Below are 24,357 nucleotides of genomic sequence, written 5' to 3'. Positions count from 1 at the left end.
GCTTGCTGCAATCGCAAACGCCCCATACCTCTGACCGTGGGACACCCCTCCCCAACGAGGGGCGTGTATCTGGAAGGGTAATACAGATGAGCATTGAACAAACGGCGTCGCGCGACGCCGCGCGCAAACCTGAACTGCGGCCAGCTAATCCGCGTTTTTCCTCGGGTCCTTGTGCCAAACCCCCCACATTCGATTTGACTAAACTGGCCGACGCCGCTCTGGGTCGGTCGCACCGCGCGGCTGTTGGCAAAGACAAGCTGAAGGCGGCCATTGAAGGCACGCGTGAGGTTCTGGGCATTCCCGCAGATTACAAGATCGGCATAGTTCCCGCCTCGGACACCGGCGCGGTTGAGATGGCGATGTGGTCGCTGCTGGGTGAGCGCAAGGTTGAGATGCTGGCCTGGGAAAGCTTCGGTGCGGGCTGGGTCACGGATGTGGTCAAGCAGTTGAAAATTGATGCTGAGGTCAAAACGGCTGATTACGGTCAGATCGTTGATCTTGCATCCATCGATTTTGCCAATGACGTTGTCTTTACATGGAATGGCACCACGTCGGGCGTGCGGGTTCCAAATGGCGACTGGATCGCAGATGACCGTCAGGGTCTGACCATCGGTGACGCGACCAGCGCAGCGTTTGCGATGGACCTGCCTTGGGACAAGCTGGATGTGACCACGTTCAGCTGGCAGAAGGTGCTGGGCGGGGAAGCTGCGCATGGGATGCTGATCCTGTCGCCCCGTGCGGTGGAGCGGCTGGAAAGCTATACCCCCGCATGGCCACTGCCCAAGATTTTCCGCCTGACCAAAGGTGGCAAGCTGATCGACGGCATCTTTACCGGCGCGACGATCAACACGCCGTCGATGCTGGCGGTCGAAGATTATCTGTTTGCGTTGGACTGGGCGCGCTCGGTTGGTGGCTTGCAGGGTCTGATCGCCCGGGCCGATGCCAATGCCGGTGCGGTGCACGCGTTCTGTGACCAGAATGATTGGATCGCCAACCTGGCCGAAGACGCAGCAACTCAATCAAATACCTCGGTCTGCCTGAAATTCACCGATGCGCGGATCAAGGATGGCGCAGCCTTTGCCAAGGCCGTGGCCAAAAGGTTGGAGGCCGAAAACATAGCGCTGGATATCGGAGCCTATCGCGACGCGCCGGCAGGACTGCGTATCTGGTGTGGCGGCACGGTCGAAACCTCGGATATCGAGGCGATGTTGCCTTGGCTCGCATGGGCTTTCGAGGCTGAAATCGCGGCGCAAACCGAAGCCGCTTGATCTTGCGCACCGGGCCGCAACAGACCCGGACCTTTCATACAATTCAAGGACCAGAGAATATGGCCCCCAAAGTACTCGTCTCTGACAAGCTCAGCGAAACAGCCGTTCAGATTTTCCGCGACCGAGGCATCGACGTGGATTTCATGCCCGATCTGGGCAAAGACAAGGACAAACTGGCCGAGGTGATTGGCCAGTATGACGGCCTTGCAATCCGGTCGGCAACCAAAGTGACGCCAACGATTCTGGAAAAAGCGGACAAGCTGAAGGTGATAGGCCGGGCCGGCATCGGTACCGACAACATCGACAAAGAAGCTGCGTCGAAAAAAGGCGTGATCGTGATGAACACGCCTTTCGGCAACATGATCACCACCGCTGAACACGCGATCGCGATGATGTTTGCGGTTGCGCGCCAAATCCCCGAGGCCAGCACCTCGACCCATGCCGGCAAATGGGAAAAGTCCAAGTTCATGGGGATCGAGCTGACCAACAAAACGTTGGGCGTGATCGGTGCGGGCAATATTGGCGGCATCGTCTGTGAACGCGCGCTGGGTCTGCGTATGAAGGTTATTGCCTACGATCCGTTTCTGAACGCAGAAAAAGCCGCGAAGATGGGCGTGGAAAAGGTTGAACTGGACGAGCTGCTGTCGCGCGCCGATTTTATCACCCTGCACGTGCCGCTGACCGACCAGACCCGCAACATCCTGAGCCGCGAAAACCTTGCCAAGACGAAGCCGGGTGTGCGTATCGTAAACTGTGCCCGCGGCGGTCTGGTGGACGAGGAAGCTCTGGCCGAGATGCTGCAATCGGGCCATGTCGCTGGTGCCGCCTTTGATGTCTTCAGCGAAGAACCGGCCAAGGATAACCCCTTGTTCAACCTGCCCAACGTGGTGTGCACACCGCATCTGGGGGCGGCCACAACCGAAGCGCAGGAAAACGTGGCTCTGCAGGTGGCTGAGCAAATCTCGAACTACCTGCTGACCGGGGCCGTTGAAAACGCGCTGAACATGCCCAGCGTGACCGCCGAAGAGGCCAAGGTGATGGGGCCGTGGATCAAACTGGCAGGACATCTCGGCAGCTTCATCGGCCAGATGACGGATGAGCCAATCAAGGCGATCAACATTCTGTATGACGGTGTCGCGGCAAAGATGAACCTTGCTGCATTGAACTGCTCTGTTGTCGCTGGGATCATGAAAAAGTTTAACCCCGAGGTGAACATGGTCTCGGCCCCGGTGGTCGCAAAAGAGCGTGGGATCCAGATCTCGACCACCAATCAGGACAAGTCCGGCACGTTTGACGGCTATATTAAGGTGACCGTGGTGACCGAAAAGCGGGAACGTTCGATTGCCGGTACAGTCTTCAGCGATGGCAAGCCGCGCTTTATCCAGATCAAGGGCATCAACATCGACGCCGAGGTGGGCGCGCACATGCTTTACACCACCAACGAAGATGTGCCGGGCATCATCGGTGCGCTGGGTCAGACCATGGGCGACAACGGTGTGAACATCGCGAACTTTACCCTTGGTCGAACCGAGGCGGGCGGCGAGGCAATCGCCCTGCTTTATGTCGATGAACCTGTTCCGGCAGAGGCGCGGGCCAAGCTGGCGGAAACCGGGCTGTTCAAGCAAATCAAGCCTCTGGAGTTTGACGTTGCCTAAGCGGTACTGATACTCCGCGCATTATCCCGCCCGCGCCATCATTTGCGCGGGCGTTTTCTTTTTCCGGTCGCCAGTTTACATCACACAAGCAATACGACGTGTTACGAAGGTATTTCATGACATCTCCGCTTTACGCCATTGGCGATATCCACGGTCAGCTAGACATGCTGGAAAATGCGCTTCACCTGATTGAGCAGGATGGAGGGCCAGATGCCCGCGTGGTGTTTCTGGGTGACTATGTGGACCGCGGACCAAACAGCAGCGGTGTGCTGGACCTGCTGGTTGAAGGGCAGCGTGCGCGTAAAAATTGGATCATGGTCAAAGGCAACCATGACCGGATGATGGCGCGCTTTGTGCAAGAGGGCGAAATCGCGGACAAACACCTGCCGATCATGCTCAACTGGCTGCATCCGCGTCTGGGGGGTGTTGAAACGCTGGCGTCCTACGGGGTCGAGGTTTCTGACGATGACCGCATTTTTCAGGTCATTCAGCGCGCCTGTGCAGCTGTTCCGCCTGCGCATATCGATTTTGTCAACGCGCTGCCTTTGTATCATCGCGAAGGCGATCTTTTGTTCGTCCATGCCGGTATCCGCCCCGGTATCCCTCTGGAGCAACAGGCCGAAGACGATCTGGTCTGGATACGCCACGAATTTCTGCAAGAGACCAGCCCGCATCCCTGGCTGGTCGTCCACGGGCATACGCCGTGCGACCGGGCCGAACATTGCGGCAACCGGATCAATCTGGATGCGGGCGCGGGTTATGGCCGGTCTTTGGCGGTGGCCGTATTCGAAGGGCGGGATTGCTGGCTTTTGACCCGGACGGGACGCGTTCCGCTGACGCCTAACCCTTTGTAAACAGGGTTTCATAGGTTTCGCGCAGCGCGTTTTTCTGCACTTTGCCCATCGTGTTTCGGGGCAGCTCGTCAACCACGATCAGCTTGCGCGGATGTTTGAAGCGGGCCAGCACGTTCTGGACATTGGTCAGGATGGCGTCCGGGTCCAGTGCCTCGCCCGGTTTGGGCACCAGAATGCCCAACACGGTCTCGCCGAAATCCGGGTGCGGCACGCCGATCACGGCGCTTTCCAGTACGCCGGGCTGATCATCCAGCACCAGTTCGACCTCTTTGGGATAGATATTGTAGCCGCCCGAGATGATCAGGTCCTTGCCGCGCCCAACGATGTGAACATAGCCATCCTCATCCACGCGCCCCAGATCACCGGTAATGAAGAACCCATCTTCACGCAGTTCGGCTGCGGTTTTCTCGGGCATCTGCCAATAGCCGCTGAAAACGTTGGGTCCACGCACCTCGATCATACCAATCTCACCCTGTGGCAGGTCGGCGCCTGTTTCCGGATCAGTAACCTTCAGTTCGACACCAGGCAGCGGGAAACCCACCGTGCCCGCGCGACGTTCGCCATCATAGGGGTTCGAGGTGTTCATGTTGGTCTCGGTCATGCCATAGCGTTCAAGGATGCGGTGGCCGGTACGCGCTTCGAACCGCTCATGGGTTTCCGCCAGCAGTGGGGCCGAGCCCGAGATGAACAGCCGCATGTGCCCGGAAAGATCACTTGTAAACCGCTCATCACCCAGCAGCCGAGTATAAAATGTTGGAACCCCCATCATCGATGTCGCCTTAGGCATCCATCGCAGCACCTCGTCCAGATCGAATTTTGGCAGGAAGATCATCGACCCGCCCGACGCGAGCACCACATTCGTTGCCACGAACAGGCCATGGGTGTGAAAAATTGGCAGGGCGTGCAGCAGTACGTCATCCTTGGTGAAATGCCATTCCTGTACCAGCGTCTGGGCATTCGACAGCAGATTGGCCTGTGTAAGCATCGCGCCCTTCGAGCGGCCTGTGGTGCCCGAGGTATAGAGGAACGCAGCAAGGTCGTCTTCGGCGCGCTTCACAGGTTCAAATGCAGGCAACATCCCCATCGCCCGCCGCATCAGGCTACCAGTGCCATCGGCGTTCAGCGTCTCTATCCGTGCGTTCTGGGCGGCGGCGATGGGCGTGAGGTCCTGTTCTTTTGCCGCGTCGCAGACAACGAGTTCTGCCCCACTGTTTTCGATGAAATAGCGCAGCTCGGTTGTGGTGTAGGCTGTATTCAGCGGCAAAAAGATCAGCCCGGTCTGGGCGCAGGCGGCATAAAGCGCCAGCATTTCGGGCGATTTTTCAACCTGCACCGCCACCCGGTCGCCGGGTTCAAGTTCGTACCCCGTAAGGGCATTGGCGATCTGCGCAGTCATGTCCAGAAAGGCAGCATGGGTCAGGGTCTGCCCGTCCGGAAGATGAAGAAACGGCGTGTCCTTTCCCGCATGAATGCCAAACAGTCGATCATAAAGCGGGTTGGCCATATCGTCATTCCTTTTGCGCCTGCTCAATCGGGGCTGAATCTGTATCGGATTGAAAGGGGGGTAAAGCCCTTTGGCGCGGAAATTCAAAACGCGTTCAGAATTCTGTAGTCATACGATATCCGGCGGCAAAATACATTTTGGCAAAGGTTACTGGCTGACCCTCTAACCACGTGATCCGCTCTCCGGTAAAGACGGGGTCCCCTTCGGTCACGTCCAGAAACCCGGCAACCGTTGCGTTGGCGCGGCTGGCAAGAAAGCTAAGCTCGACATTGGTAAAGGGAACAGTTTGGATCAGCCACTCATTCGGGCCGACTTCCGAGAAATCAGCCAGCTGCACCTGCGGGACCGAGGCTGTGACGATCCAGCGGTCTTCATACTGAAACGGGGTGTTGCCGTTGAAATGCATGCAGCGCACATGCACCACGCTTTGCTTTGGCGAAAGGGCCAGACGGGCGCTTAACCATTCTGGCGCGGTTTCTGAATCAGCCGAGACCAGCGCATAGCGATAGGTGCCGCCCAACGCCTCAACCTCATCCCGGACCATTGGGATGGTAAAGCGCGCTTGCCGTTGTGGTGCGCTCAGCACCCGGGTTCCGGCTTTGCGGCGGCGTTCCAGATAGCCTTCCTCGGCCAGTTCCCGCATGGCGCGGTTTACCGTGGTGCGGGTGCAGGAAAACTCAACAGCAAGCTCCTGCTCGTTCGGTAAAAGCGAGTCAGGCTGCCACTTGCCCGACCGAATGCGCGCCAGAACGGTCTGTTTGATGTCTTTGTAGCTGGTTGTGTCGTTTGATTGAGCCATCGCGACGCTCCTTTAGACCGAGGCCAACAGACCCGCAATCGCGGATCGGTAGGCGGCTATGATCTGATCTCGTGCAATGTGCCGGCCCTGTTTCACCACACGGCGCCCGGCACTCCATAAATCGGTAACCAAACCGTCGGGGGCGGCAAAGCACAGACCATCCAGCAGTTGATCGTCGGTCAGGGCGCAGAGCGTCGGATGGCTTCGGTCAATGGCAACCAGATCGGCAAGCCTGCCCTCGGCAATCTCGCCCGCGTCGCGCCCAAGCGCACGTGCGCCGCCCCGCGCGGCACCTGTGTACAGCGCATGCCCGACCGAGCCTTCGTCCTTCACCAGAACCGCACGCTCATGATCGCGGAGCCTTTGCGAATATTCCAACGTTCGCAGTTCCTCGGGCAAGGATATCCTTATGTTAGAGTCTGATCCCACGCCGAATTGCCCACCTTCGGCAATATAGGTTGCTCCGTTGAAAATACCGTCGCCCAGATTGGCCTCGGTGATCGGGCACAGCCCGGCGACCGCACCAGACTTGGCCAAGGCGCGGGTCTCAGCGTCAGTCATGTGGGTCGCGTGGATCAGGCACCAACGCGCGTTAACGTCAGCATTGTCCAGCAACCACGCGACCGGGCGCTGCCCCAGCGCGGCCTCAACATCGGCGACTTCCTTTTGCTGTTCCGCGATGTGGATGTGTACTGGCCCTTGGGGTACGGCCTGTAGAACCTCTGCCAGATTGGCGGGTGAGGTGGCGCGCAAGGAATGAGGTGCGATGCCCAAAATGGAGTCTAAATCAGGTAATACGCTTCGGCAGTCGTCCACCAACCTGAGAAATTGATCCACGGTATTGCCGAACCGCAGTTGCCCGCCTGACAACGGCTCTTGCGAGACGCCCCCATAGGTATAAAGAACGGGCAGATGGGTCAGCCCGATCCCCGTCTGGCTTGCGGCCGCAAAGATGCGCTGGCTGAGTTCCGAGACGCAATCGTAGGCCGCGCCACCGGGTTTGTGATGGACATAGTGGAATTCGCCGACCGAGGCATAGCCAGCCTCTTGCATCTCCATGTAGACCAGCGCGGCGATGGCCTGGATCTGCTTAGGCGTCAGTTGGTCCAGAAAACGATACATCAACGTGCGCCACGTCCAAAAACTCTCACGCCCGGCCATACGGGTTTCGGTCATACCGGCCATGGCGCGTTGAAAGGCATGGCTGTGCAGATTGCCCAATGCGGGCAAAAGGACATCCACTTGCGTGTCCCCCGGCATCGCCTTGGACTGTCTCTGCAGCCGGTTGATGCGCCCTTGATCCGTTTCAACCCGAACATCTTGAACCCAGTCAGAGCCTAACAAAGCAGTTTTGGCGTGAACCTGCATTTCGATACCATAACGTGTAGACTTTATATCTTTTCACATATACGAAAAAATCAAACAAGAGGGGAGCCGAAAAGAATCGCCATGACCAGAAAAGCGGTTTTGATCAGCGCCGGAATGGCCACGATGACCGATGGGGACACGCCATACGGGCTGTGTCACGATGCAGCGATTGCAGTTGACGGGACCAAGATCGTATGGGCCGGGGCGCATAGCGCCCTGCCGCAGGAGTTCACCGACTGGCCGACTGAAGACTTTGGGCCGCGTCTGATCACGCCGGCCCTGATCGACGCACATACGCATGTTGTATTCAGCGGTGACCGCGCGGTTGAGTTCGAGATGCGACTGAAAGGTGCTTCGTACGAGGAAATCGCCCGCGCCGGGGGCGGTATCCTGTCTACGGTCAACGCCACGCGGGCAGCCAGCGAGGACGCACTGTTGGCGGATGCGCTGACCCGGGTTGACGCTCTGATCGCCGAGGGTGTCTGTACCATTGAGGTTAAGTCTGGCTATGGGCTGGACACAGAGACCGAGTTGAAGATGCTGCGCGTGGCGCGCCGTATTGGCGAATCCCGTCCCGTCCGTGTGAAAACCAGCTTTCTGGGCGCGCACGCGGTGCCGCCGGAATTCGCCTCGCGGCCTGATGACTATATCCGCGATGTCTGCATCCCGACCCTGCGCAAAGCCCATGCCGCGGGTCTGGTGGATGCAGTTGACGGTTTCTGCGAAGGGATCGCCTTTACCCCCGTTCAGATCGCGCAGGTATTCGACGTGGCGCAAGAGTTGAGCATTCCGGTGAAGCTGCATGCAGAACAACTGTCCAACCTGGGCGGAACGCAATTGGCGGCGTCCTACGGAGCTTTGTCGGCTGATCATGTCGAATATCTGGATGAAGATGGAGTGTCCGCCATGGCAAGGGCTGGAACGACGGCCGTCTTGCTGCCGGGCGCGTTCTATACCCTTCGGGAAACGCAGGTGCCGCCTGTCGACCTGTTGCGCCAATACGCAGTGCCAATGGCGCTTGCGACGGATTGCAACCCGGGGTCCTCACCGCTGACTTCGGTATTGTTGGCGATGAATATGGGCTGCACCCTGTTCCGCCTGACGCCAGAAGAGGCGCTGGCGGGTGTTACCAGAAACGCGGCCCGTGCGCTGGGAATTGAAGATGCCGGGACAATCGCGCCCGGACAACGCGCTGACCTGGCGGTGTGGGACGTCGCACACCCGGCCGAGCTGTCTTATCGCATCGGATTCAACCCGCTCCACAAACGTGTGTTCGGAGGGTTGGCATGACCAGTCTGACGTTGCAGCCGGGTCAAGTGCCCCTGTCGCAATTGGCCGACGTGTATTGGAACCAAACGGCCGTGTTGCTGGATCCTGCGTGCAAACCCGCAGTCGACGCGGCAGCTGATCGCATTCGTGCCGCCGCTCGGGGTGACGAACCCGTCTATGGCGTCAATACCGGCTTTGGCAAACTGGCCAGCCATAAGATCGCCGCGCAGGATACGTCGATCCTGCAACGCAACCTTATCCTGAGCCACTGCTGTGGTGTGGGTCCGGCTATCCCAAGGCGGCTGACGCGGCTGATGATGACGCTCAAACTGTTATCGTTCGGCCGGGGCGCGTCGGGTGTGCGGTGGGACCTGATCGAGGTGTTGCAGCAGATGCTGGTCCGAGGGGTCACGCCGGTGATCCCGGCGCAGGGGTCGGTCGGAGCGTCGGGTGATCTTGCACCGCTTGCCCATATGACCGCCGTGATCATCGGCGCAGGCGAGGCAGAGGTAAACGGAGAGATCCTGCCGGGGGATCAAGCCCTGAAAAGCGTCGATTTAGAGCCTTTTCAACTAGGCCCCAAGGAAGGCCTTGCCTTTATCAACGGTACGCAGTTTTCAACGGCCTTTGCTTTATCTGGTCTGTTTGAAGCCTGGCGCGCGGCACAAAACGCGCTTGTCATCTCGGCCTTGTCGACGGATGCAATTATGGGGTCAACTGCGCCCCTGCGGTCCGAGATTCATACATTGCGTGGTCATCGCGGCCAGACCGAAGCCGCCAGTGCCATGCGTGCCGTGCTTGATGGGTCGGAAATTCGCGAAAGTCATCGCGATGGCGACACGCGGGTGCAGGACCCGTATTGCATTCGGTGCCAGCCGCAAGTCACCGGTGCAGCCATGGATGTAATGCGACAGGCTGCCGCCACGCTAGAGGTTGAGGCCAACGCGGCCACCGACAATCCATTGGTTCTGGAGGACGGTATCGTGTCGGGCGGGAACTTCCATGCCGAGCCGGTCGGATTCGCCGCAGATATGATCGCCCTGGCCCTGTCCGAAATCGGTGCCATTGCGCAACGCCGAATTGCGCTGATGGTGGATCCGACGCTCAGCTTTGACCTGCCGCCTTTCCTGACACCCAATCCCGGTCTGAACTCGGGCCTGATGATTGCCGAGGTCACGACGGCTGCGCTGATGAGCGAGAACAAGCATCTGGCCAATCCATGCGTGACGGACAGCACTCCGACCTCGGCCAATCAAGAGGATCACGTCTCGATGGCGGCGCATGGCGCGCGGCGTTTGACCCGTATGGTCGAGAATTTGAACTACATTCTGGGTGTCGAACTGCTCTGCGCCGCGCAGGGGGTCGAGTTTCGCGCACCTTTGACCACCAGCACGCCGTTGCAACAGGTTATCGCCCGGTTGCGGGCCGACATTCCAGCCCTGACCGAAGATCGCTATCTGGCGCCGGATCTGGAGGCCGCAAAGCACTTGGTCGCTGAGGCCACCATTCTAAGCGCGGTGGGTGTTCAGATGCCGGAGTTTACGTGATGCAAGTGGTGAGCGTGCAGCGCGGCGATAGCCCGATCGTACTGGGGCAACCTCACGGTGGGACATTTGTGCCTGATGAGATCGCGGCCCGTTTAAATGACACGGGGCGCGCATTGGCCGATACCGATTGGCATATAAATAGGCTCTATGAGGGGATTTTGGCGGGGGCAACTGTCGTGCAATCCCATATCCACCGCTATGTGATCGATGCCAATCGCGATCCTGAAGGTATCTCGCTTTATCCCGGCCAAAACACAACGACGCTGGTGCCGCTGACAGATTTTGATGGCCAGCCCATCTGGCAAAGCGGACAGGAATCCTTAGAAGACGAGATCGCCGAACGATGCCAAGCCTACCATGCGCCCTATCATTCTGCGTTACGCGAAGAGGTTCAGCGTGTCCGCGACCGCCATGGGGTGGCGGTTTTGTTCGATTGCCACTCAATCCGCAGCCGCATTCCGTTTTTGTTTAACGGAACGCTGCCCGACATGAATATCGGAACCGATGGGGGTGCAACCTGTGCCCCTCGAATAGAGTCTGTTACGTATGAATATGCCTCAACTTCACCTTTTAGCACCGTCTTGAATGGACGCTTTCGAGGTGGGTGGACGACGCGTCACTATGGTCGCCCTGCTGAAGGGGTACACGCCATTCAGATGGAGTTGGCACAGTCCACCTATCTGGCGGCCGAGGCCGCGCCGTGGCGCTATGACCCGGCCAAAGCGGACCGGTTGCGCCGCTGGTTGCGCGACATTCTGAATGCCATCCAGGACACTGCATTGGAGCTTACGCCATGACTGACCCTCGTAAGAATACCCGCGACATCTATCCTCCGACTGGTCCCGAGTTAAATGCGAAAAGCTGGATGACCGAAGCACCGCTGCGGATGTTGATGAACAACCTGCATCCGGATGTGGCCGAAAACCCGCATGAGCTGGTGGTCTATGGCGGTATTGGACGGGCGGCGCGCACGTGGATTGATTTCGACACTATTGTTGATGGTTTGAAAGATTTGGAAGAGGACGAAACCCTGATCGTTCAATCCGGAAAACCCGTTGCAATTATACGCACGCACAAGGATGCGCCACGGGTGCTGATCGCCAATTCCAACATCGTACCACACTGGGCGACCTGGGATCACTTCAACGAGCTCGATAAGAAGGGTCTGATGATGTACGGCCAGATGACCGCCGGGTCTTGGATCTATATCGGGACGCAGGGCATCGTTCAGGGCACATATGAGACCTTTGCCGAAGCAGGACGCCAGCATTATGGCGGCGATCTGACGGGCAAGTGGATACTGACCGGGGGGTTGGGCGGTATGGGTGGTGCGCAACCGCTGGCGGCTGTCTTTGCCGGGGCGTGTTGTCTGGCGGTTGAATGCAACCCTGACAGCATCGATTTTCGCCTGCGGACCAAGTATTTGGATGAAAAAGCCGAGACGCTGGACGAAGCACTGGAGATGATCGACCGCTGGACCAAGGCAGGCGAGGCGAAATCCGTAGGCCTGCTGGGCAATGCCGCCGAGATTTTCCCCGAGATCTATCGCCGCATGGCCGAGGACGGGATGCGCCCGGATATCGTCACTGACCAGACGAGTGCTCATGACCCGATCAATGGCTACCTGCCGCTGGGCTGGACCATGGCGCAGTGGCGCGAAAAGCGCGAAACAGACCCTAAAGCAGTTGAAAAAGCGGCCCGCGCGTCGATGAGGCAGCATGTTGCCGCGATGGTCGATTTCTGGAACGCGGGTGTTCCGACGCTGGATTACGGCAACAATATCCGGCAGGTGGCGCAGGATGAGGGGCTGGAGAACGCCTTTGCCTTCCCCGGCTTCGTGCCTGCCTATATCCGCCCGCTGTTCTGTAAGGGGATCGGCCCGTTCCGCTGGTGTGCCTTGTCCGGTGACCCGGAGGACATCTACAAAACCGATGCCAAGATGAAGGAGCTGTTCCCCGAGAACGAGCATCTGCGCCGCTGGCTCGACATGGCTCGGGATCGGATCGCGTTTCAGGGTCTGCCAGCGCGCATCTGTTGGATCGGGTTGGGGGATCGTCACCGTGCCGGGCTGGCCTTCAACGAGATGGTGGCCAGTGGCGAGCTGAAAGCGCCGGTTGTTATCGGTCGTGACCACCTCGACAGTGGTTCGGTCGCCAGTCCGAACCGGGAAACCGAGGCTATGCTGGACGGGTCCGATGCGGTTTCAGATTGGCCGCTGCTAAACGCATTGATCAATACGGCCAGCGGCGCGACCTGGGTGTCGATTCATCACGGCGGCGGGGTCGGTATGGGTTTTAGCCAGCACGCGGGCGTCGTGATCTGCGCTGACGGGACCGAGGATGCGGCAAAACGGCTGGAGCGTGTCCTTTGGAATGACCCAGCCTCGGGCGTGTGGCGGCATGCGGATGCGGGGTACGAAGCCGCAAAAGACTGCGCCCGCGCCCACGGGCTGCGGTTGCCGGGTATTCTGGGGTAGACACTTCAACTGTCTCTGGTGAATTGGCGCCCTCTGAGGTATGCGCAGGGAAGTTCGCAGGAGACCGAAGATGTATGTTGCCACGCTGTTGACCAACCCTGACACGCCCAAGCTTGATCTGGCTTTGGTCGAGTCGCTGTGCAATGCGTGGGGCGGCGACGATCCGGTGTGGCTCAGCCAAGATGAGGCCGCGCAGTTTTTGTTCCCCAACCTGCCCGACAATCAGTGGGAGGTCTGGGCCGAGCTGCAACTGCTGGAAGTCGACCTGATCGTTCAACCGCTGGGGAAGCGCCGTAAACTGATGCTGTTGGCCGATATGGACAGCACAATGATTCAGCAGGAATGCATCGACGAACTGGCCGATGAGGCCGGTGTGGGCGATTGGGTCAAGGATATCACCGCGCGGGCGATGAATGGTGAGCTGGATTTTGAAGGCGCGCTTATTGAACGCGTTAGCCTGCTGAAAGGTCTGGATGAGGCCGTGATCAGCAAGGTGCTGGAACAACGCATCACGCTGATGCCCGGCGGTAAAGAGCTGGTTGCGACGATGCGTCTGAATGGGGGGTACGCCGTTCTGGTATCGGGCGGGTTCACCGCCTTTACCGCCAAAGTGGCCGACCTGCTGGGTTTCGATGAGAATCGTGCGAATACTCTACTGGTCGAAAACGGCAAGCTCACGGGCGATGTACAGCGCCCGATCCTGGGGAAACAGGCCAAGGTGGACGCGCTGGAACAGATCACCAAGCGCCTCGGTCTGTCCGAAGCTGACGTGATCGCTGTCGGCGACGGGGCCAATGATCTGGGGATGCTCAGCCGGGCCGGAACCGGGGTGGCGCTGCACGCCAAGCCGTCGGTCGCAGCGCAGTGTGACATTCGGATCAACTATGGGGATTTGACGGCGTTGCTATACCTGCAAGGCTATTCCCGCACGGCCTTCGCAGACGTCTGACCCGAAAGGGGCTTCCTTTTATTTAACAAAAATGTTAAATAGTAGTCATGAACACGCTTCTGACTGCTTTCTCGGCCCTGTCCGACGCCACCCGATTTTCAATTGTTGAGCAATTGATGCAAAGCGGTGAACTGTCTGCCGGTGATCTGATCGAAGGGCGCGGCATGTCGGGGGCGGCAATTTCGCGCCACCTTAAGGTGCTGCGCCAAGCCGGTTTGGTTCAGCAACGGGTGCGGGGCAGTCAGCGGATATACTCCATCCAACCCGAAGGGCTGCGCGCGATTGCCGAATGGACCATCTCGAAACGGCAGTTTTGGGAAAGCAGCCTGGACCGTCTTAATGATTTGATTGAAAGTGAAAACTCATGGCCGACCTGAGACTGGAACGTGAGTTCCCAACCAACCCCGACAACCTGTTTGCCTGGATCAGTGACGGTGCAAGGCTGTTGCAATGGTGGGGGCCGGAAGGGATGCATGTGCCTGAACATGACCTGGATTTTTCGCGCCTCGGGCCGTGGTATTCGGTCATGGTGAATGCGGAGGGCCAGCGTTACAAGGTTTCAGGACAGGTTACCCATGTCGACCCGCCAAATTCTGTGGGGTTCACTTGGGGGTGGCACGATGATCAGGACCAGCGCGGGGCAGAAAGCCATGTGACGCTGACGGTTGAGCCGTTAGGCGAAGGTGCGCGGCTGATCCTGGATCACCGGGATCTGGGCGATGACGAGATCGCGGCCAACCACGAATCCGGTTGGACCTCATCCCTGCGCAGGCTTGAGGCACAGTTTTAATAGGCTCTCATAACGGAGGAAGAAAATGCCCCAATACTTGTTTGTCTATCATGGCGGGACCACCCCGACGGATCCCGCGGAAATCGACGCAACCATGGCCGCCTGGGGTACGTGGTTTCAGAACATGGGCGATGCGCTGGACATTCCCGGCAACCCGGTTGGCCAGTCTTATACCGTCAGTTCCGGTGGTGTCGTTGACAATGGCGGTGCAAATCCGGCCTCTGGCTTTACCGTGATTAAAGCCGACAGCATCGACGCCGCAACCGAGATGGCCAAGGGTTGCCCCATGGTCATCAACGGTTCGGGTTCGGTCGAGGTCGCCGAGGTGCACGAAATCGAAATGTGAGAGCCTTAGCCGGGAAATCCTGACGCTGGTTTGATCACTCCGCATTCCAGCCCACGGCGGCTGTATTGCGTGGCGTTCATGAATTTGCGGGTGGCTGGGTGGTTGGCCTCCAGCACACCCAAGCTGACCAGAATGGCGGCGATCGCGCATTCGCTGGCGCGGGTTGTGCCATCGGTGATCTTCAGCGCTACGCCCATGCGTTTTTCCGGTACGATGGCGACGTAGACGGCCTCGGCCCCGGTCTTGATCGCGGCGCGTCCTTTCATGGCGCGCATCAGTTCGGTACAGGCGCGGTTTTCTCCGGCGACCAGTTCCGGGTGTTTCATCATTGCGGCGGTCAACTGAGCCGCCGCATCGCTGGTCCGGTCCGAGCGATCAGCAGCTGACGCAAACCACGCCATCGACCGCGCCAGCCCCACGAGCGAGGTGGCAAAATTTGGGGCCGAACAGCCATCTATGCCATAAGCCGGGCTGGTTTCGCCCGTTGTTTCCTCAATCGCGGACAGGCAGGCCTGTTGCACGGGGTGGTCGATCTCAAGGTATTCCGGCCCGGCGCCCATATGCTGGGCCACCGTCAGAAACCCGCAGTGTTTGCCCGAACAATTGTTGTGAATCTGGCAGGGCGTGTCATCGGCCAGGATCAACCCGTCCCGCGCCGCCATGTCCTGCGGTTCTTGCGGGCCACAGCGCAGATCATGCTCGGACAGTCCAAGGTGTTCCAGCCAAGCCGACACGCGATCTGTATGTATACGTGCGCCATTGTGCGACGCGCAGGCCAGAGCGAGATGTTCGGTCGTCAATCCGTATTTTGCGGCCGCTCCGGATGTGATCAACGGCAGCCCCTGAATCATTTTGGCCGAGGAACGGGGATAGATCACTGCGTTGGGATCACCCCAGCTGTGCACAATCTGTCCGCTGTCGTCACAGACCACCGCATGCCCCGTATGCAGGCTTTCCAACAGGGGGCCTCGCCACAGTTCTGTCATTGGTACCGGTTGCGTCATCTGGCCCCTCCGTTATATGCGCAAAATTCTGCCAATCGCCCTTTCGCCTGTGGCGAAACCTGCGTTAGTGTGTGTATGTCGACAATCATCGGAATACGCAACTTACAGACGAACCGGCAGAGTTCACAGTTATGTCCGATGGGTATGAGGTATTAGGTCGGGCTAGGAGGCTGGACAGATGGGATCGAAACTCGTCCGTGTGATTGCGGGCCTGTGTATGGCCGGGTTGGCCACAACTGCAACCGCTCAACAGGCGTCAAGCACCAATCGCGTGGCGGCGAAGACGGATTGGAGCGTTTTCGTCGAAGATGATCCCACCGAATGTTGGAGCGTGTCTGCCCCAAAGGAAACCGTGAACACCCGAGGTGGTCGCGTGGTGTCTGTGCGCCGCAGCGATATCTTGCTGTTCGTGTTTTATCGTCCGAACGCAGACGTTAAAGGGCAGGTGACGTTCACCGGCGGATATCCTTTTGCAGCAGGTTCGACAGTGAATGTCGAAGTGGATGGGTCCGAGTTTGAATTCATCACCGATGGCGAATGGGCCTGGCCCGCGACGGCTGGCGAAGACCTGAAGGTTGTCGCGGCCATGAAGCGCGGAACCGAGGCGGTGCTGACCGCGCGCTCGGAACGTGGCACGCAAACCAAAGATACATTCTCGCTTTTGGGCTTTACCGCCGCAATTGAAGACGCCGAAAAGCGCTGCACAGAATAATCCGGAACTTTCAGCGCGCAGAGCCCCGTCATCCGGCGGGGTTTTGTGTTTTTCACACAGACGCATTGTTTACGTCACGTCCGGTATTCAACTTGATCCGTATCAAAGTGATCCTCTTTCTGCTGAACTAATCAGTTTACAGACAAAGGAAGGAAACTGGAAATGCTGAATAAAACCCTCGCCGTCTTGATGCTGGCTGCTGCATTGCTGAGCGCGTGCGAAAACACAACTGAGACCTACCCGATTTCGGGTGAGGAATGCGGCCCGAACGACCCGGTACAAACCTTGGATGCCGCGGATTGTGCCGTTGTGCCTGCGGGTATCTGATGGCCTTTGCCGCGATATTCTTTGCCATGACTTGAAAGACCGGTCAGGCCGAAGCGTTCGTTGCGTGGCGGCCAACTGAACTAGGCACTTTTCACAGCTTGTGCTACCGTCAGCGTGTATGAAGTGCTTGCTGGACACGAGTTATGCGTCACGTTCTGTTTGTTCTGTTCCTGCCATCCGCCGCGTTTGCGGACCCGACGCTGGAATGCTGGGACGCCAGCTCACAGGTTGAGATCGGGTCTTGTGTTCGCGACGCAGAAGCCCGCGTCGACAAGGCAGTCGAGGCAAGTTATGGTCTGGCCATGCGTGCCGCCAAAGAGTTGGATGACGTCACTGAACGCTTGGTCGCGCAACCCGCGTTAGAGGCGGCACAAGACGCGTGGGTTGCTTACCGGGATGCACAATGCGAAGCGGTTGGCGCATCTTTTGGCGGCGGCTCGGGTACAGGGATTGCCATTACCGCTTGTCGGGTTGATCTTGGCCGTGCACGCGTTGATCAATTACTTGGCTATGCGAACTAGGCGCGACAATTCCTTTTGATCTTTGCGCGCAATCCTATATAGAGGCGCATCCCAAGCCAGAATGTTCCGAGATAGCCACATGTCGCCCAAAGCGCCGATCACTCAAGACGTCATGACCATCCCCCGCAAATTGCCGGAAGGGAAGACAAACCTTGTCGGCCTGACCCGCGATCAGCTGCGTGAGGTTCTGATCGCACATGGCACACCGGAAAAGCAGGCCAAGATGCGCACCGGACAGATCTGGCAGTGGATTTACCAGTGGGGCGTTCGCGACTTTGCCGAGATGACCAACCTTGCCAAAGCCTATCGCGCGCAACTGGCCGAGAACTTCGTGATCGAAATCCCCGAGGTTGTGACCCGTCAGGTATCCGAGGATGGTACGCGCAAATACCTGTGTCGCATCGCGGGGGGGCATGAGGTCGAGGTCGTTTACATCCCCGAAGAGGATCGCGGCACGCTTTGTATCTCGTCCCAGGTGGGCTGCACGCTGACCTGTTCCTTCTGCCATACGGGCACACAAAAGTTGGTGCGTAATCTGACCGCGGCCGAAATTGTTGGTCAGGTGATGATGGCCCGCGACGATCTTGAGGAATGGCCGACCCCCGGTGCGCCGAAGGACGAGACGCGCCTGCTGTCGAACATCGTTCTGATGGGCATGGGTGAGCCGCTCTACAATTTCGAAAACGTCCGCGATGCGATGAAGATCGCCATGGACCCCGAGGGGATTTCCCTGTCGCGCCGGCGTATCACTTTGTCCACATCCGGCGTGGTGCCTGAAATCGCACGCACGGCCGAGGAAATCGGCTGTTTGCTGGCGATCTCGTTCCACGCCACCACGGATGAGACCCGAGACGTTCTGGTGCCGATCAACAAGCGGTGGAACATTGAGGAGTTGCTGCAGGCGCTGGCCAGCTATCCCAAGGCCTCGAATTCCGAACGGATTACTTTCGAATACGTGATGCTGGATGGTGTCAATGACAGCGATGAGGACGCGCATCGTCTGATCGATCACATCAAACGCCATAACATCCCGGCCAAGATCAACCTGATCCCGTTCAACGAATGGCCCGGCGCGCCTTACAAGCGCAGCTCGAACAATCGTATCCGCGCCTTTGCGAATATCATCTATCAGGCGGGCTATGCCTCACCGATTCGAAAGACACGCGGCGAGGATATCATGGCAGCCTGTGGTCAGCTGAAATCAGCAACCGAGCGCGCCCGCAAATCCCGCAAGCAAATTGAGGCAGAAACTGGTCTGCAACGCTAGGCCGTTCATGTATCCCAGATCAGAGAGGTATGGTATACTGGTCAGGTCGCTGTCTTTGGCCTTTGGAATTTGGTATGTTTTTCAGGCTCGGATCGGGTTCCGCATCTCACTCTTTCGCACAAAGCTGTGAGAGCCGTGGCCCGGCTGTAGCGCGTTTCTACAAGGCCGCTATCCTTCCTTTTGTCGGGCGTGCGGCGCTTAGGCGAACCTTGTCCAACAGGCGGGCCATCCAAATGTTTTTACGATTAAGACGTCTTTTTTCGATTTCAATTTCAGCCGCAGCGCTTGCAGCTTTGGCCGTTTCGAACGCAGTTGCGCAATCCGCTGGGGAAAACGCTCATATCGCCATCGAGAACCCGGCTGAGTTGTCCAAGGATGAGGCCCTGCGCATCTATCAGTCGTTGCAGAAGCGCATGGCGCGGGGTTACGGCGCTGCGCACTTGGATCAATTGCTGAATTACCAGAACTGGCCGCTGTTCAATGATGCCCCTTATATCTCGGCCACGCATGGCAAGAGGTTTGTAAACAGCTATGCCAATCGAATGGCACATAACTACGGCACCCTTGAGGCGGGAGAGAAACTGCCCCTCGGTTCGGTTCTTGCAAAGGACAGCGTCACCGTGACGGATGAAGGAAATGTCCATCCCGGCGCGTTGTTCGTGATGGAGAAGCTGGCCCCGGGCGCCAGTCCCGATACGGCTGATTGGCGCTATATCATGGTACTGCCAGATGGTTCGCTCTTTGGGGATACAATGGGTGACCGCGCTAGTTCGGTCGCCTATTGCCACAGTTGCCACGAAATGGTTGCGGACCGGGACTATACTTTTTTTGTGCCCGAAGAGTTCGTCGTAGGTAACTGATCTCACTCCCCGCCGAAGCGAGCCGTGCCAATTACCTTGATCAGAGCCTGACGCACCGGTTCCGGTTGCGCCTCAATCGCGTTCAACACCTCACGAAGTTCCGCGCGTAACCCGTGCATCTGGTCAATCAATGAGATCATCATCGACAGCGCGTCAGGCTCCATCTCGTATTGATCATGTAACTCGCAAGCCAGTTCCAGGCGGGCGGCGTCGAGGGTGCGATAGACGGGGCCTTTCTCTGTCTGCTCTGGGATGACAATCTCTGCGGCCAGGTATTCGGTCAGCCGGGTCGATGTCAGGTGGGTGACGGTTGCAATCAACTGCTCTTCGGTCAGGGTGCGGGTCATGACGGCATTCCTTTGCGCGGATCATAGCGGTGATTTTCGCGCCACGTCTCCATGAATTGCTTTAGCTCGTCGTCAATCCGGTCCGGCATCGAAACGGTCAGTTCGATCAATTGATCACCGCGTTCGCTTGATCCGCGTTTCTTTACGCCTTTACCGCGCAGGCGCAGTGTTTTGCCACTGCTGGTTCCTGCGGGAATATTGACATTTACTCCACCATCGATGGTGGGCGCGCGGACTTTGCCGCCCAGAATGGCCTCGTCAATTGTGATTGGCAGGGTGATACGGATGTCATCCCCCAGACGCTCGAATACGGGGTGATTGGCAACCGAGACCGTGACCAGAGCGTCACCCGGCGGACCCTCGCCAAACCCTGGATCACCTTTGCCGCGCAGGCGGATGGTCTGTCCGTCCGTGATTCCGGCCGGGATTTTTACTTCGATTCGGTCGCCATCGGGCAGGGTCAGTTTCTGGCTGGCACCAAAGACTGCGTCCAGAAAGCTGATTTGCAGGGTATAGCTTCGATTGTGCCCCGGCGCATGGAAATCACCTCTACGCTGCCCAAAGCCACCGCGCCCGCGCATGAACTCGGCAAAGATGTCTGACATATCGTCTGGGTCTGCCGCCCGTCCGCGATAAGGGTTTCCGGCAGCCTCGGCATATTCGCGGTAGTATTGCTGTTGCTGACGTTCCTGGCCTGACGCGTCAATCTCGCCCTTATCATACCGGGCGCGCGTTTCGGGGTCTTTCAGCAAATCATAGGCGGCGGCCGCAGCCTTGAACTTGGTTTCGGCCTCTGTATCGCCCGGTTTCAGATCAGGGTGGCAGTCTTTGGCGATGCGCCGGTAAGCTTTTTTGATTTCGGCGGCGCTGGCATCTTTGGCGACACCAAGCACGGAATAGGGATCGTCGCTCATCTCACCTCTCGCGGGTCGGGCGGAACAGGATAGGTTTTATCATGCGATTTCACTCGTCCGAAAGGAAGAGGCATTTGAAACCGCTCGCAAAATCCTGCAAGCTTGTTAACATATGCATATTTCGAACTGTTAGTTGACGGAGATCCCCCATGACGCGCAGACTCAAGTCTATTCTGGCCCTGCTGGCCGGCAATGCCATCGGGTTGTTGCTTGCTGCGCTGTTGCTGCCGGAATTCGCGATAAAGCCAATCTCGTTCATCGTTGTGGTGATTGTCTTCACGCTGGTGCAGTGGATCGCCGAGCCGCTGATCCTGAAACTGGGTGAGAAAAAAGCACCCGCGATCAAGGGCGGTATCGCGTTGATCGTGACATTCATCGGCCTGTTGGTGACTGATCTGGTCACGGATGGGCTGACAGTCGGTGGAATTTCCAATCTGCTGGCGGCAACGCTGTTGGTCTGGCTGGGCGCGTTGGTCGCAAGTGTTGTGCTGCCGATCTATGTGTTCAAGGAACTGCGCGAGCCGAAGAAATAACTACAGCGCGTTCAGGCTGTCCTTGATCGCTTGCCACAGCTCCTCCACCGGCTCACAGCCCACCGACAGGCGGATGAAGGCAGGGTCAACATCATCGCCCCACCGCGCGCGGCGCTCTGCCGAGCTGTGGACGCCGCCGAAGGATGTCGCGGGGCGTAGCATCGGGCAGGTGTTTATGAAGGTTTCAGCCTTTTCCTCTGACCCCAGCGTGATCGACAGCAAGAAGCCAAAGCGCGTGGTTTGAGCCTTGGCCAGTGTATGCGCGGGGTCATTGGGCAGGCCGGGATAGCGAATGTTCCTGACCGCCGGATGCTTGGCCAGTCGTTCGGCCAGCACCTGCGCCGAGCTACACATGCGGTCAAACCGAACATCCAGCGTTTCAAGCCCACGATGCAGCAGCCACGCCTCATGCGGTCCGGGGATCGCGCCCGAAACTTTCCGCCATTCCTCTACCCGCTCCATGATTTGCGCATTGCGGCTGGCGACGTGACCCATCAGCAGGTCGGAATGCCCGCCCATGGCCTTTGTGTCCGAGGCCACCACAATGTCGATACCCATATCCAGCGGCCTTTGGCCCAGTGGGGTTAGGGTCGTATTGTCGGCAATCGTAATTCCCCCCGCCGCACGCACCGCTGAGGCGATGGCGGGCAAGTCCATCATATCCAGCCCAGGGTTCGAAGGGCTTTCGACAAAGACCACGTCGAACCCGTCAAATCCACCATCGGCAAACGTGGTGGTCGGGCGTTCAGTGATCGAGATACCCAGATTGCTCAGAAACCTGTCGGCCAGAACCCGTGTCACGTAGTAGCCATCAGATGGGATAAGAATATGGGACCCGGCCTTCACAGTTGCGAACAACGCCGCGGAAATCGCCGCCATGCCGGATGGGAAGGTCAGGCAGGGCGCGTTTTCAAGATGGGCCAGTACATGTTCCAGATGCTGCCACGTAGGATTGTCGACCCGGCCATAAGTGGGCAAGCCATCCGGCGCGCCGGGCAGGTGGTACATGCTGCTTTGGACAAGCGGCAGCGCCACCGGGTCACCCTGTTTCAGTGCATTGCCACGCAGATGCAGCATCTCTCCGGTCTTCGAAGTCATTCGTCAACGCCCCGGAATTTCGTCGCGGGCCGGGGCGGGGTCCCAGTTCTCGATAATGTCGACCGCCTGTTGCGCGGTGTCCACGAAACGGAACAGATCGAGATCTTCGGCCGAGATGGTGCCCGCGTCGGCCAGCGCCTCCCAATTGATGACCTTTTCCCAGAACGCGCGCCCGAACAGCAGAAAAGGTACGCGTTCCATCCGGCCGGTCTGGATCAGGGTCAGCGATTCGAAAAGCTCATCCATCGTGCCAAAGCCACCGGGAAAAATGGTGATGGCACGGGCGCGCATCAGGAAATGCATCTTGCGGACGGCGAAATAGTGGAAATTGAAGCTCAGCTCGGGCGTCACGTATAGGTTCGGTGCCTGTTCATGCGGCAGCACGATGTTCAACCCGATTGAACAACCGCCCGCATCGCTTGCGCCCCGGTTTCCGGCCTCCATCACACCGGGGCCGCCGCCGGTGACGATGACGTTCTCGCGGCAGCCGGTCGCGTTGGATTTCTCGGTCATCAGCCGGGCGAACTCGCGCGCCTCGTCGTAATACTGCGACAGGCTGGCCAGCGTTTCGGTTCGGGCCGTGTGTTTCTGCGATGGCTCGGGAATGCGCGCCCCGCCGAACATGACGATGGTTGACGTGATCTCACGCTCGGACATGATCATCTCGGGTTTCAGCAATTCCAGCTGCAGGCGCACGGGCCGCAATTCCTCGCGGCACAGGAAATCGTCATCCGCGAAAGCAAGGCGATAGGAAGATGAGCGCGTCTGCGGCGTGTCCGGAACCTCGCTCGCGGTTGAGCGGTCCGTCTGTGCGTCGCGGAAAGGGCTGAGGCGATCTTCTCTCATTGGTGACGGTTCCCTGCTTGCGTGTCTCGCAAACAGCTATAGGGTTCGCGCGCAGAGCGCCAGTCACGGAAGAACAAGAATGAATTGGAAGAGTGAAATTTCAGCAGCAGCAGATCGGATTGCCGGGTATGCACAGGTGACACCGGTCATGGAAAGCCACGCGTTGGGGCTGGACTATCCTGTCGAGATAAAGCTGGAACACATGCAACATACTGGCAGTTTCAAGGCGCGCGGGGCGTTTAACACGCTGCTTAGCCTTGATGTGCCAGAGGCGGGTGTTGTTGCTGCGTCTGGCGGCAACCATGGGGCGGCAGCAGCTTTTGCGGCGCGGGCCTTGGGGTATCCGGCCAAGATTTTTGTGCCAGAGATGGCGGGGTCGTCCAAGATTGCTCTGATAGAACGAACAGGCGCTGATCTGAGTGTTGTCCAGGGCGAATACGCAAATGCGCTGACCGAAGCACAGGCCCATGAAAAGGCAACAGGCGCGATGCAAATTCATGCATACGATGCACCGGCAACCGTGGCCGGGCAGGGCACCTGTTTCGCTGAGTGGGAGGCGCAAGGGCTTCAGGCGGATACGGTTTTGGTCGCCGTTGGCGGCGGGGGTCTGATCTCGGGCGCGCTGGCATGGTTGCAGGGCGCGCGTAAGGTTGTGGCGGTTGAGCCTGAAACCTCGTGCGCGCTGAACGCTGCTTTGCAAGCAGGAGAGCCGGTAGATGTTTCCGTCTCGGGCATCGCAGCCAACGCGCTGGGCGCGCGGCGGATCGGGTCAATCTGCTTTGGATTGGCGCAGGGGATGACCTCAGTTCTGGTAACTGACGAGGCCATCGCCGAGGCCCAGAAGTTGCTGTGGCGGGCACATCGAATTCTGGTGGAACCCGCGGGGGCCACGGCCCTGGCCGCTCTGACGTCGGGGGCTTATCAGCCCGCAAACGGGGAACGTGTGGCGGTGCTGGTTTGTGGTGGCAATATCTCACCCGACCCGCTGAGCGACTGAATCCGCACGCATCAGCCGCAAAGCACGCGTTCAGCGTCGCATTGCGGCCAGTCCTTCGCTTGCGTATAGGCAACACCAACGTGAACAGATTCTGCAGGGAGCCGCC

At 58.7% G+C, this 24,357-nt stretch carries 26 protein-coding genes; 18 read left to right on the top strand and 8 right to left on the bottom strand.

Annotated features, from left to right (window positions below; genetic code table 11):
• Nucleotides 1-86 precede the first annotated feature (86 nt).
• From LCM21_RS13400 to LCM21_RS13390, 3 genes are all read left to right on the top strand, one after another.
• Nucleotides 87-1,268 carry a phosphoserine transaminase gene (locus tag LCM21_RS13400; RefSeq protein WP_224891049.1) on the top strand — a complete coding sequence of 394 codons (1,182 nt, stop codon included), beginning with the start codon at nt 87-89 and terminating at the stop codon, nt 1,266-1,268.
• Between the two features lie 59 nt (nt 1,269-1,327).
• Entirely contained in the window at nt 1,328-2,923 is a 1,596-nt protein-coding gene (serA, locus tag LCM21_RS13395) for a phosphoglycerate dehydrogenase (RefSeq protein WP_224891048.1), read from the top strand.
• Between the two features lie 116 nt (nt 2,924-3,039).
• The gene (locus LCM21_RS13390; RefSeq protein WP_224891047.1) at nt 3,040-3,777 is read left to right on the top strand and encodes a metallophosphoesterase family protein; all 738 of its coding nucleotides are present in this window, start codon (nt 3,040-3,042) and stop codon (nt 3,775-3,777) included.
• Here the strand turns inward: LCM21_RS13390 and LCM21_RS13385 are convergent.
• The 3 genes from LCM21_RS13385 to LCM21_RS13375 all read right to left on the bottom strand — a co-directional run bounded on the left by LCM21_RS13385 (nt 3,764) and on the right by LCM21_RS13375 (nt 7,448).
• Nucleotides 3,764-5,281, bottom strand: a complete 1,518-nt coding sequence (locus tag LCM21_RS13385; RefSeq protein ID WP_224891046.1) for a malonate--CoA ligase — start codon at nt 5,279-5,281, stop codon at nt 3,764-3,766. The two genes, LCM21_RS13390 and LCM21_RS13385, sit on opposite strands and share 14 nt — an antisense overlap.
• Before the next feature lie 94 nt (nt 5,282-5,375).
• On the bottom strand, nt 5,376-6,080 hold the full coding sequence (locus tag LCM21_RS13380) for a GntR family transcriptional regulator (protein WP_224891045.1): 705 nt from the start codon (nt 6,078-6,080) through the stop codon (nt 5,376-5,378).
• A gap of 12 nt (nt 6,081-6,092) precedes the next feature.
• A complete protein-coding gene (locus tag LCM21_RS13375) occupies nt 6,093-7,448 on the bottom strand; it encodes a formimidoylglutamate deiminase (protein ID WP_224891044.1) in 1,356 nt (451 codons plus the stop codon).
• An 81-nt stretch (nt 7,449-7,529) separates the two neighbouring features.
• Between LCM21_RS13375 and hutI the strand changes: the two genes are divergently transcribed.
• From hutI to LCM21_RS13335, 8 genes are all read left to right on the top strand, one after another.
• Nucleotides 7,530-8,738: an imidazolonepropionase gene (hutI, locus tag LCM21_RS13370; protein ID WP_224891043.1), complete on the top strand. Its 1,209-nt coding sequence runs from the start codon at nt 7,530-7,532 to the stop codon at nt 8,736-8,738.
• Nucleotides 8,735-10,264: a histidine ammonia-lyase gene (gene hutH, locus LCM21_RS13365; protein WP_224891042.1), complete on the top strand. Its 1,530-nt coding sequence runs from the start codon at nt 8,735-8,737 to the stop codon at nt 10,262-10,264. Before hutI ends, hutH begins: the two co-directional genes overlap by 4 nt.
• Nucleotides 10,264-11,061 (top strand): N-formylglutamate deformylase, encoded by a 798-nt coding sequence (gene hutG, locus LCM21_RS13360; RefSeq protein WP_224891041.1) that lies wholly within the window; start codon nt 10,264-10,266, stop codon nt 11,059-11,061. Before hutH ends, hutG begins: the two co-directional genes overlap by 1 nt.
• Complete coding sequence (gene hutU / locus LCM21_RS13355; protein WP_224891040.1) at nt 11,058-12,740, top strand: urocanate hydratase; 1,683 nt, start codon at nt 11,058-11,060, stop codon at nt 12,738-12,740. The genes hutG and hutU overlap by 4 nt, the downstream gene beginning before the upstream one ends.
• A gap of 70 nt (nt 12,741-12,810) precedes the next feature.
• Nucleotides 12,811-13,689, top strand: coding sequence for a phosphoserine phosphatase SerB (gene serB, locus LCM21_RS13350; RefSeq protein WP_224891039.1), 879 nt, complete (start codon nt 12,811-12,813; stop codon nt 13,687-13,689).
• Between the two features lie 47 nt (nt 13,690-13,736).
• Nucleotides 13,737-14,066 carry an ArsR/SmtB family transcription factor gene (locus tag LCM21_RS13345; RefSeq protein ID WP_224891038.1) on the top strand — a complete coding sequence of 110 codons (330 nt, stop codon included), beginning with the start codon at nt 13,737-13,739 and terminating at the stop codon, nt 14,064-14,066.
• Entirely contained in the window at nt 14,054-14,479 is a 426-nt protein-coding gene (locus LCM21_RS13340) for an SRPBCC family protein (protein ID WP_224891037.1), read from the top strand. Before LCM21_RS13345 ends, LCM21_RS13340 begins: the two co-directional genes overlap by 13 nt.
• Before the next feature lie 25 nt (nt 14,480-14,504).
• Nucleotides 14,505-14,825: a YciI family protein gene (locus tag LCM21_RS13335; protein WP_068336892.1), complete on the top strand. Its 321-nt coding sequence runs from the start codon at nt 14,505-14,507 to the stop codon at nt 14,823-14,825.
• A gap of 5 nt (nt 14,826-14,830) precedes the next feature.
• Here LCM21_RS13335 and LCM21_RS13330 read toward each other — a convergent pair whose 3' ends face one another.
• Nucleotides 14,831-15,829, bottom strand: a complete 999-nt coding sequence (locus LCM21_RS13330; protein WP_224891036.1) for an asparaginase — start codon at nt 15,827-15,829, stop codon at nt 14,831-14,833.
• Nucleotides 15,830-16,007: 178 nt separating this feature from the next.
• On the opposite strand from LCM21_RS13330, the gene LCM21_RS13325 reads away from it, so the two are divergent.
• The 5 genes from LCM21_RS13325 (at nt 16,008) to LCM21_RS13305 (ending at nt 19,516) form a co-directional block, all read left to right on the top strand.
• A complete protein-coding gene (locus LCM21_RS13325; RefSeq protein WP_068336896.1) occupies nt 16,008-16,541 on the top strand; it encodes an invasion associated locus B family protein in 534 nt (177 codons plus the stop codon).
• A 162-nt stretch (nt 16,542-16,703) separates the two neighbouring features.
• Nucleotides 16,704-16,868, top strand: coding sequence for a hypothetical protein (locus LCM21_RS13320; RefSeq protein WP_169794851.1), 165 nt, complete (start codon nt 16,704-16,706; stop codon nt 16,866-16,868).
• A 143-nt stretch (nt 16,869-17,011) separates the two neighbouring features.
• Entirely contained in the window at nt 17,012-17,389 is a 378-nt protein-coding gene (locus LCM21_RS13315) for a lysozyme inhibitor LprI family protein (protein WP_224891035.1), read from the top strand.
• Nucleotides 17,390-17,468: 79 nt separating this feature from the next.
• Nucleotides 17,469-18,656: a dual-specificity RNA methyltransferase RlmN gene (gene rlmN / locus LCM21_RS13310; protein WP_224891034.1), complete on the top strand. Its 1,188-nt coding sequence runs from the start codon at nt 17,469-17,471 to the stop codon at nt 18,654-18,656.
• A gap of 233 nt (nt 18,657-18,889) precedes the next feature.
• The gene (locus LCM21_RS13305; protein WP_068337328.1) at nt 18,890-19,516 is read left to right on the top strand and encodes a cytochrome P460 family protein; all 627 of its coding nucleotides are present in this window, start codon (nt 18,890-18,892) and stop codon (nt 19,514-19,516) included.
• Nucleotides 19,517-19,518: 2 nt separating this feature from the next.
• On the opposite strand, the gene LCM21_RS13300 is transcribed toward LCM21_RS13305, so the two are convergent.
• Both LCM21_RS13300 and LCM21_RS13295 read right to left on the bottom strand, forming a co-directional pair.
• A complete protein-coding gene (locus tag LCM21_RS13300) occupies nt 19,519-19,863 on the bottom strand; it encodes a chaperone modulator CbpM (protein ID WP_224891033.1) in 345 nt (114 codons plus the stop codon).
• A complete protein-coding gene (locus LCM21_RS13295) occupies nt 19,860-20,777 on the bottom strand; it encodes a DnaJ C-terminal domain-containing protein (protein WP_224891032.1) in 918 nt (305 codons plus the stop codon). The genes LCM21_RS13300 and LCM21_RS13295 overlap by 4 nt, the downstream gene beginning before the upstream one ends.
• A gap of 149 nt (nt 20,778-20,926) precedes the next feature.
• On the opposite strand from LCM21_RS13295, the gene LCM21_RS13290 reads away from it, so the two are divergent.
• The gene (locus LCM21_RS13290; protein ID WP_224891031.1) at nt 20,927-21,310 is read left to right on the top strand and encodes a hypothetical protein; all 384 of its coding nucleotides are present in this window, start codon (nt 20,927-20,929) and stop codon (nt 21,308-21,310) included.
• On the opposite strand, the gene LCM21_RS13285 is transcribed toward LCM21_RS13290, so the two are convergent.
• Both LCM21_RS13285 and LCM21_RS13280 read right to left on the bottom strand, forming a co-directional pair.
• The gene (locus LCM21_RS13285) at nt 21,311-22,408 is read right to left on the bottom strand and encodes a cystathionine gamma-lyase (RefSeq protein WP_224891030.1); all 1,098 of its coding nucleotides are present in this window, start codon (nt 22,406-22,408) and stop codon (nt 21,311-21,313) included.
• Between the two features lie 3 nt (nt 22,409-22,411).
• On the bottom strand, nt 22,412-23,254 hold the full coding sequence (locus tag LCM21_RS13280) for an LOG family protein (protein ID WP_068336914.1): 843 nt from the start codon (nt 23,252-23,254) through the stop codon (nt 22,412-22,414).
• 79 nt (nt 23,255-23,333) lie between these two features.
• Here LCM21_RS13280 and LCM21_RS13275 point away from each other — a divergent pair, with 79 nt between their 5' ends.
• Entirely contained in the window at nt 23,334-24,251 is a 918-nt protein-coding gene (locus LCM21_RS13275; RefSeq protein WP_224891029.1) for a threonine/serine dehydratase, read from the top strand.
• Nucleotides 24,252-24,357: the final 106 nt, after the last annotated feature.

Source organism: Ruegeria profundi (assembly GCF_020171505.1).
GTDB lineage: Bacteria > Pseudomonadota > Alphaproteobacteria > Rhodobacterales > Rhodobacteraceae > Ruegeria > Ruegeria profundi.
Note: the sequence above shows the minus strand (reverse complement) of the source record. Positions and strands in the feature narration are given on the sequence as shown.

Coding starts and splice junctions, on each gene's coding strand:
- LCM21_RS13400 (WP_224891049.1), top strand. CDS start 87: ATGAGCATTGAACAAACGGCGTCGCGCGACGCCGCGCGCAAACCTGAA.
- serA (WP_224891048.1), top strand. CDS start 1,328: ATGGCCCCCAAAGTACTCGTCTCTGACAAGCTCAGCGAAACAGCCGTT.
- LCM21_RS13390 (WP_224891047.1), top strand. CDS start 3,040: ATGACATCTCCGCTTTACGCCATTGGCGATATCCACGGTCAGCTAGAC.
- LCM21_RS13385 (WP_224891046.1), bottom strand. CDS start 5,281: ATGGCCAACCCGCTTTATGATCGACTGTTTGGCATTCATGCGGGAAAG.
- LCM21_RS13380 (WP_224891045.1), bottom strand. CDS start 6,080: ATGGCTCAATCAAACGACACAACCAGCTACAAAGACATCAAACAGACC.
- LCM21_RS13375 (WP_224891044.1), bottom strand. CDS start 7,448: ATGCAGGTTCACGCCAAAACTGCTTTGTTAGGCTCTGACTGGGTTCAA.
- hutI (WP_224891043.1), top strand. CDS start 7,530: ATGACCAGAAAAGCGGTTTTGATCAGCGCCGGAATGGCCACGATGACC.
- hutH (WP_224891042.1), top strand. CDS start 8,735: ATGACCAGTCTGACGTTGCAGCCGGGTCAAGTGCCCCTGTCGCAATTG.
- hutG (WP_224891041.1), top strand. CDS start 10,264: ATGCAAGTGGTGAGCGTGCAGCGCGGCGATAGCCCGATCGTACTGGGG.
- hutU (WP_224891040.1), top strand. CDS start 11,058: ATGACTGACCCTCGTAAGAATACCCGCGACATCTATCCTCCGACTGGT.
- serB (WP_224891039.1), top strand. CDS start 12,811: ATGTATGTTGCCACGCTGTTGACCAACCCTGACACGCCCAAGCTTGAT.
- LCM21_RS13345 (WP_224891038.1), top strand. CDS start 13,737: ATGAACACGCTTCTGACTGCTTTCTCGGCCCTGTCCGACGCCACCCGA.
- LCM21_RS13340 (WP_224891037.1), top strand. CDS start 14,054: ATGGCCGACCTGAGACTGGAACGTGAGTTCCCAACCAACCCCGACAAC.
- LCM21_RS13335 (WP_068336892.1), top strand. CDS start 14,505: ATGCCCCAATACTTGTTTGTCTATCATGGCGGGACCACCCCGACGGAT.
- LCM21_RS13330 (WP_224891036.1), bottom strand. CDS start 15,829: ATGACGCAACCGGTACCAATGACAGAACTGTGGCGAGGCCCCCTGTTG.
- LCM21_RS13325 (WP_068336896.1), top strand. CDS start 16,008: ATGGGATCGAAACTCGTCCGTGTGATTGCGGGCCTGTGTATGGCCGGG.
- LCM21_RS13320 (WP_169794851.1), top strand. CDS start 16,704: ATGCTGAATAAAACCCTCGCCGTCTTGATGCTGGCTGCTGCATTGCTG.
- LCM21_RS13315 (WP_224891035.1), top strand. CDS start 17,012: ATGCGTCACGTTCTGTTTGTTCTGTTCCTGCCATCCGCCGCGTTTGCG.
- rlmN (WP_224891034.1), top strand. CDS start 17,469: ATGTCGCCCAAAGCGCCGATCACTCAAGACGTCATGACCATCCCCCGC.
- LCM21_RS13305 (WP_068337328.1), top strand. CDS start 18,890: ATGTTTTTACGATTAAGACGTCTTTTTTCGATTTCAATTTCAGCCGCA.
- LCM21_RS13300 (WP_224891033.1), bottom strand. CDS start 19,863: ATGACCCGCACCCTGACCGAAGAGCAGTTGATTGCAACCGTCACCCAC.
- LCM21_RS13295 (WP_224891032.1), bottom strand. CDS start 20,777: ATGAGCGACGATCCCTATTCCGTGCTTGGTGTCGCCAAAGATGCCAGC.
- LCM21_RS13290 (WP_224891031.1), top strand. CDS start 20,927: ATGACGCGCAGACTCAAGTCTATTCTGGCCCTGCTGGCCGGCAATGCC.
- LCM21_RS13285 (WP_224891030.1), bottom strand. CDS start 22,408: ATGACTTCGAAGACCGGAGAGATGCTGCATCTGCGTGGCAATGCACTG.
- LCM21_RS13280 (WP_068336914.1), bottom strand. CDS start 23,254: ATGAGAGAAGATCGCCTCAGCCCTTTCCGCGACGCACAGACGGACCGC.
- LCM21_RS13275 (WP_224891029.1), top strand. CDS start 23,334: ATGAATTGGAAGAGTGAAATTTCAGCAGCAGCAGATCGGATTGCCGGG.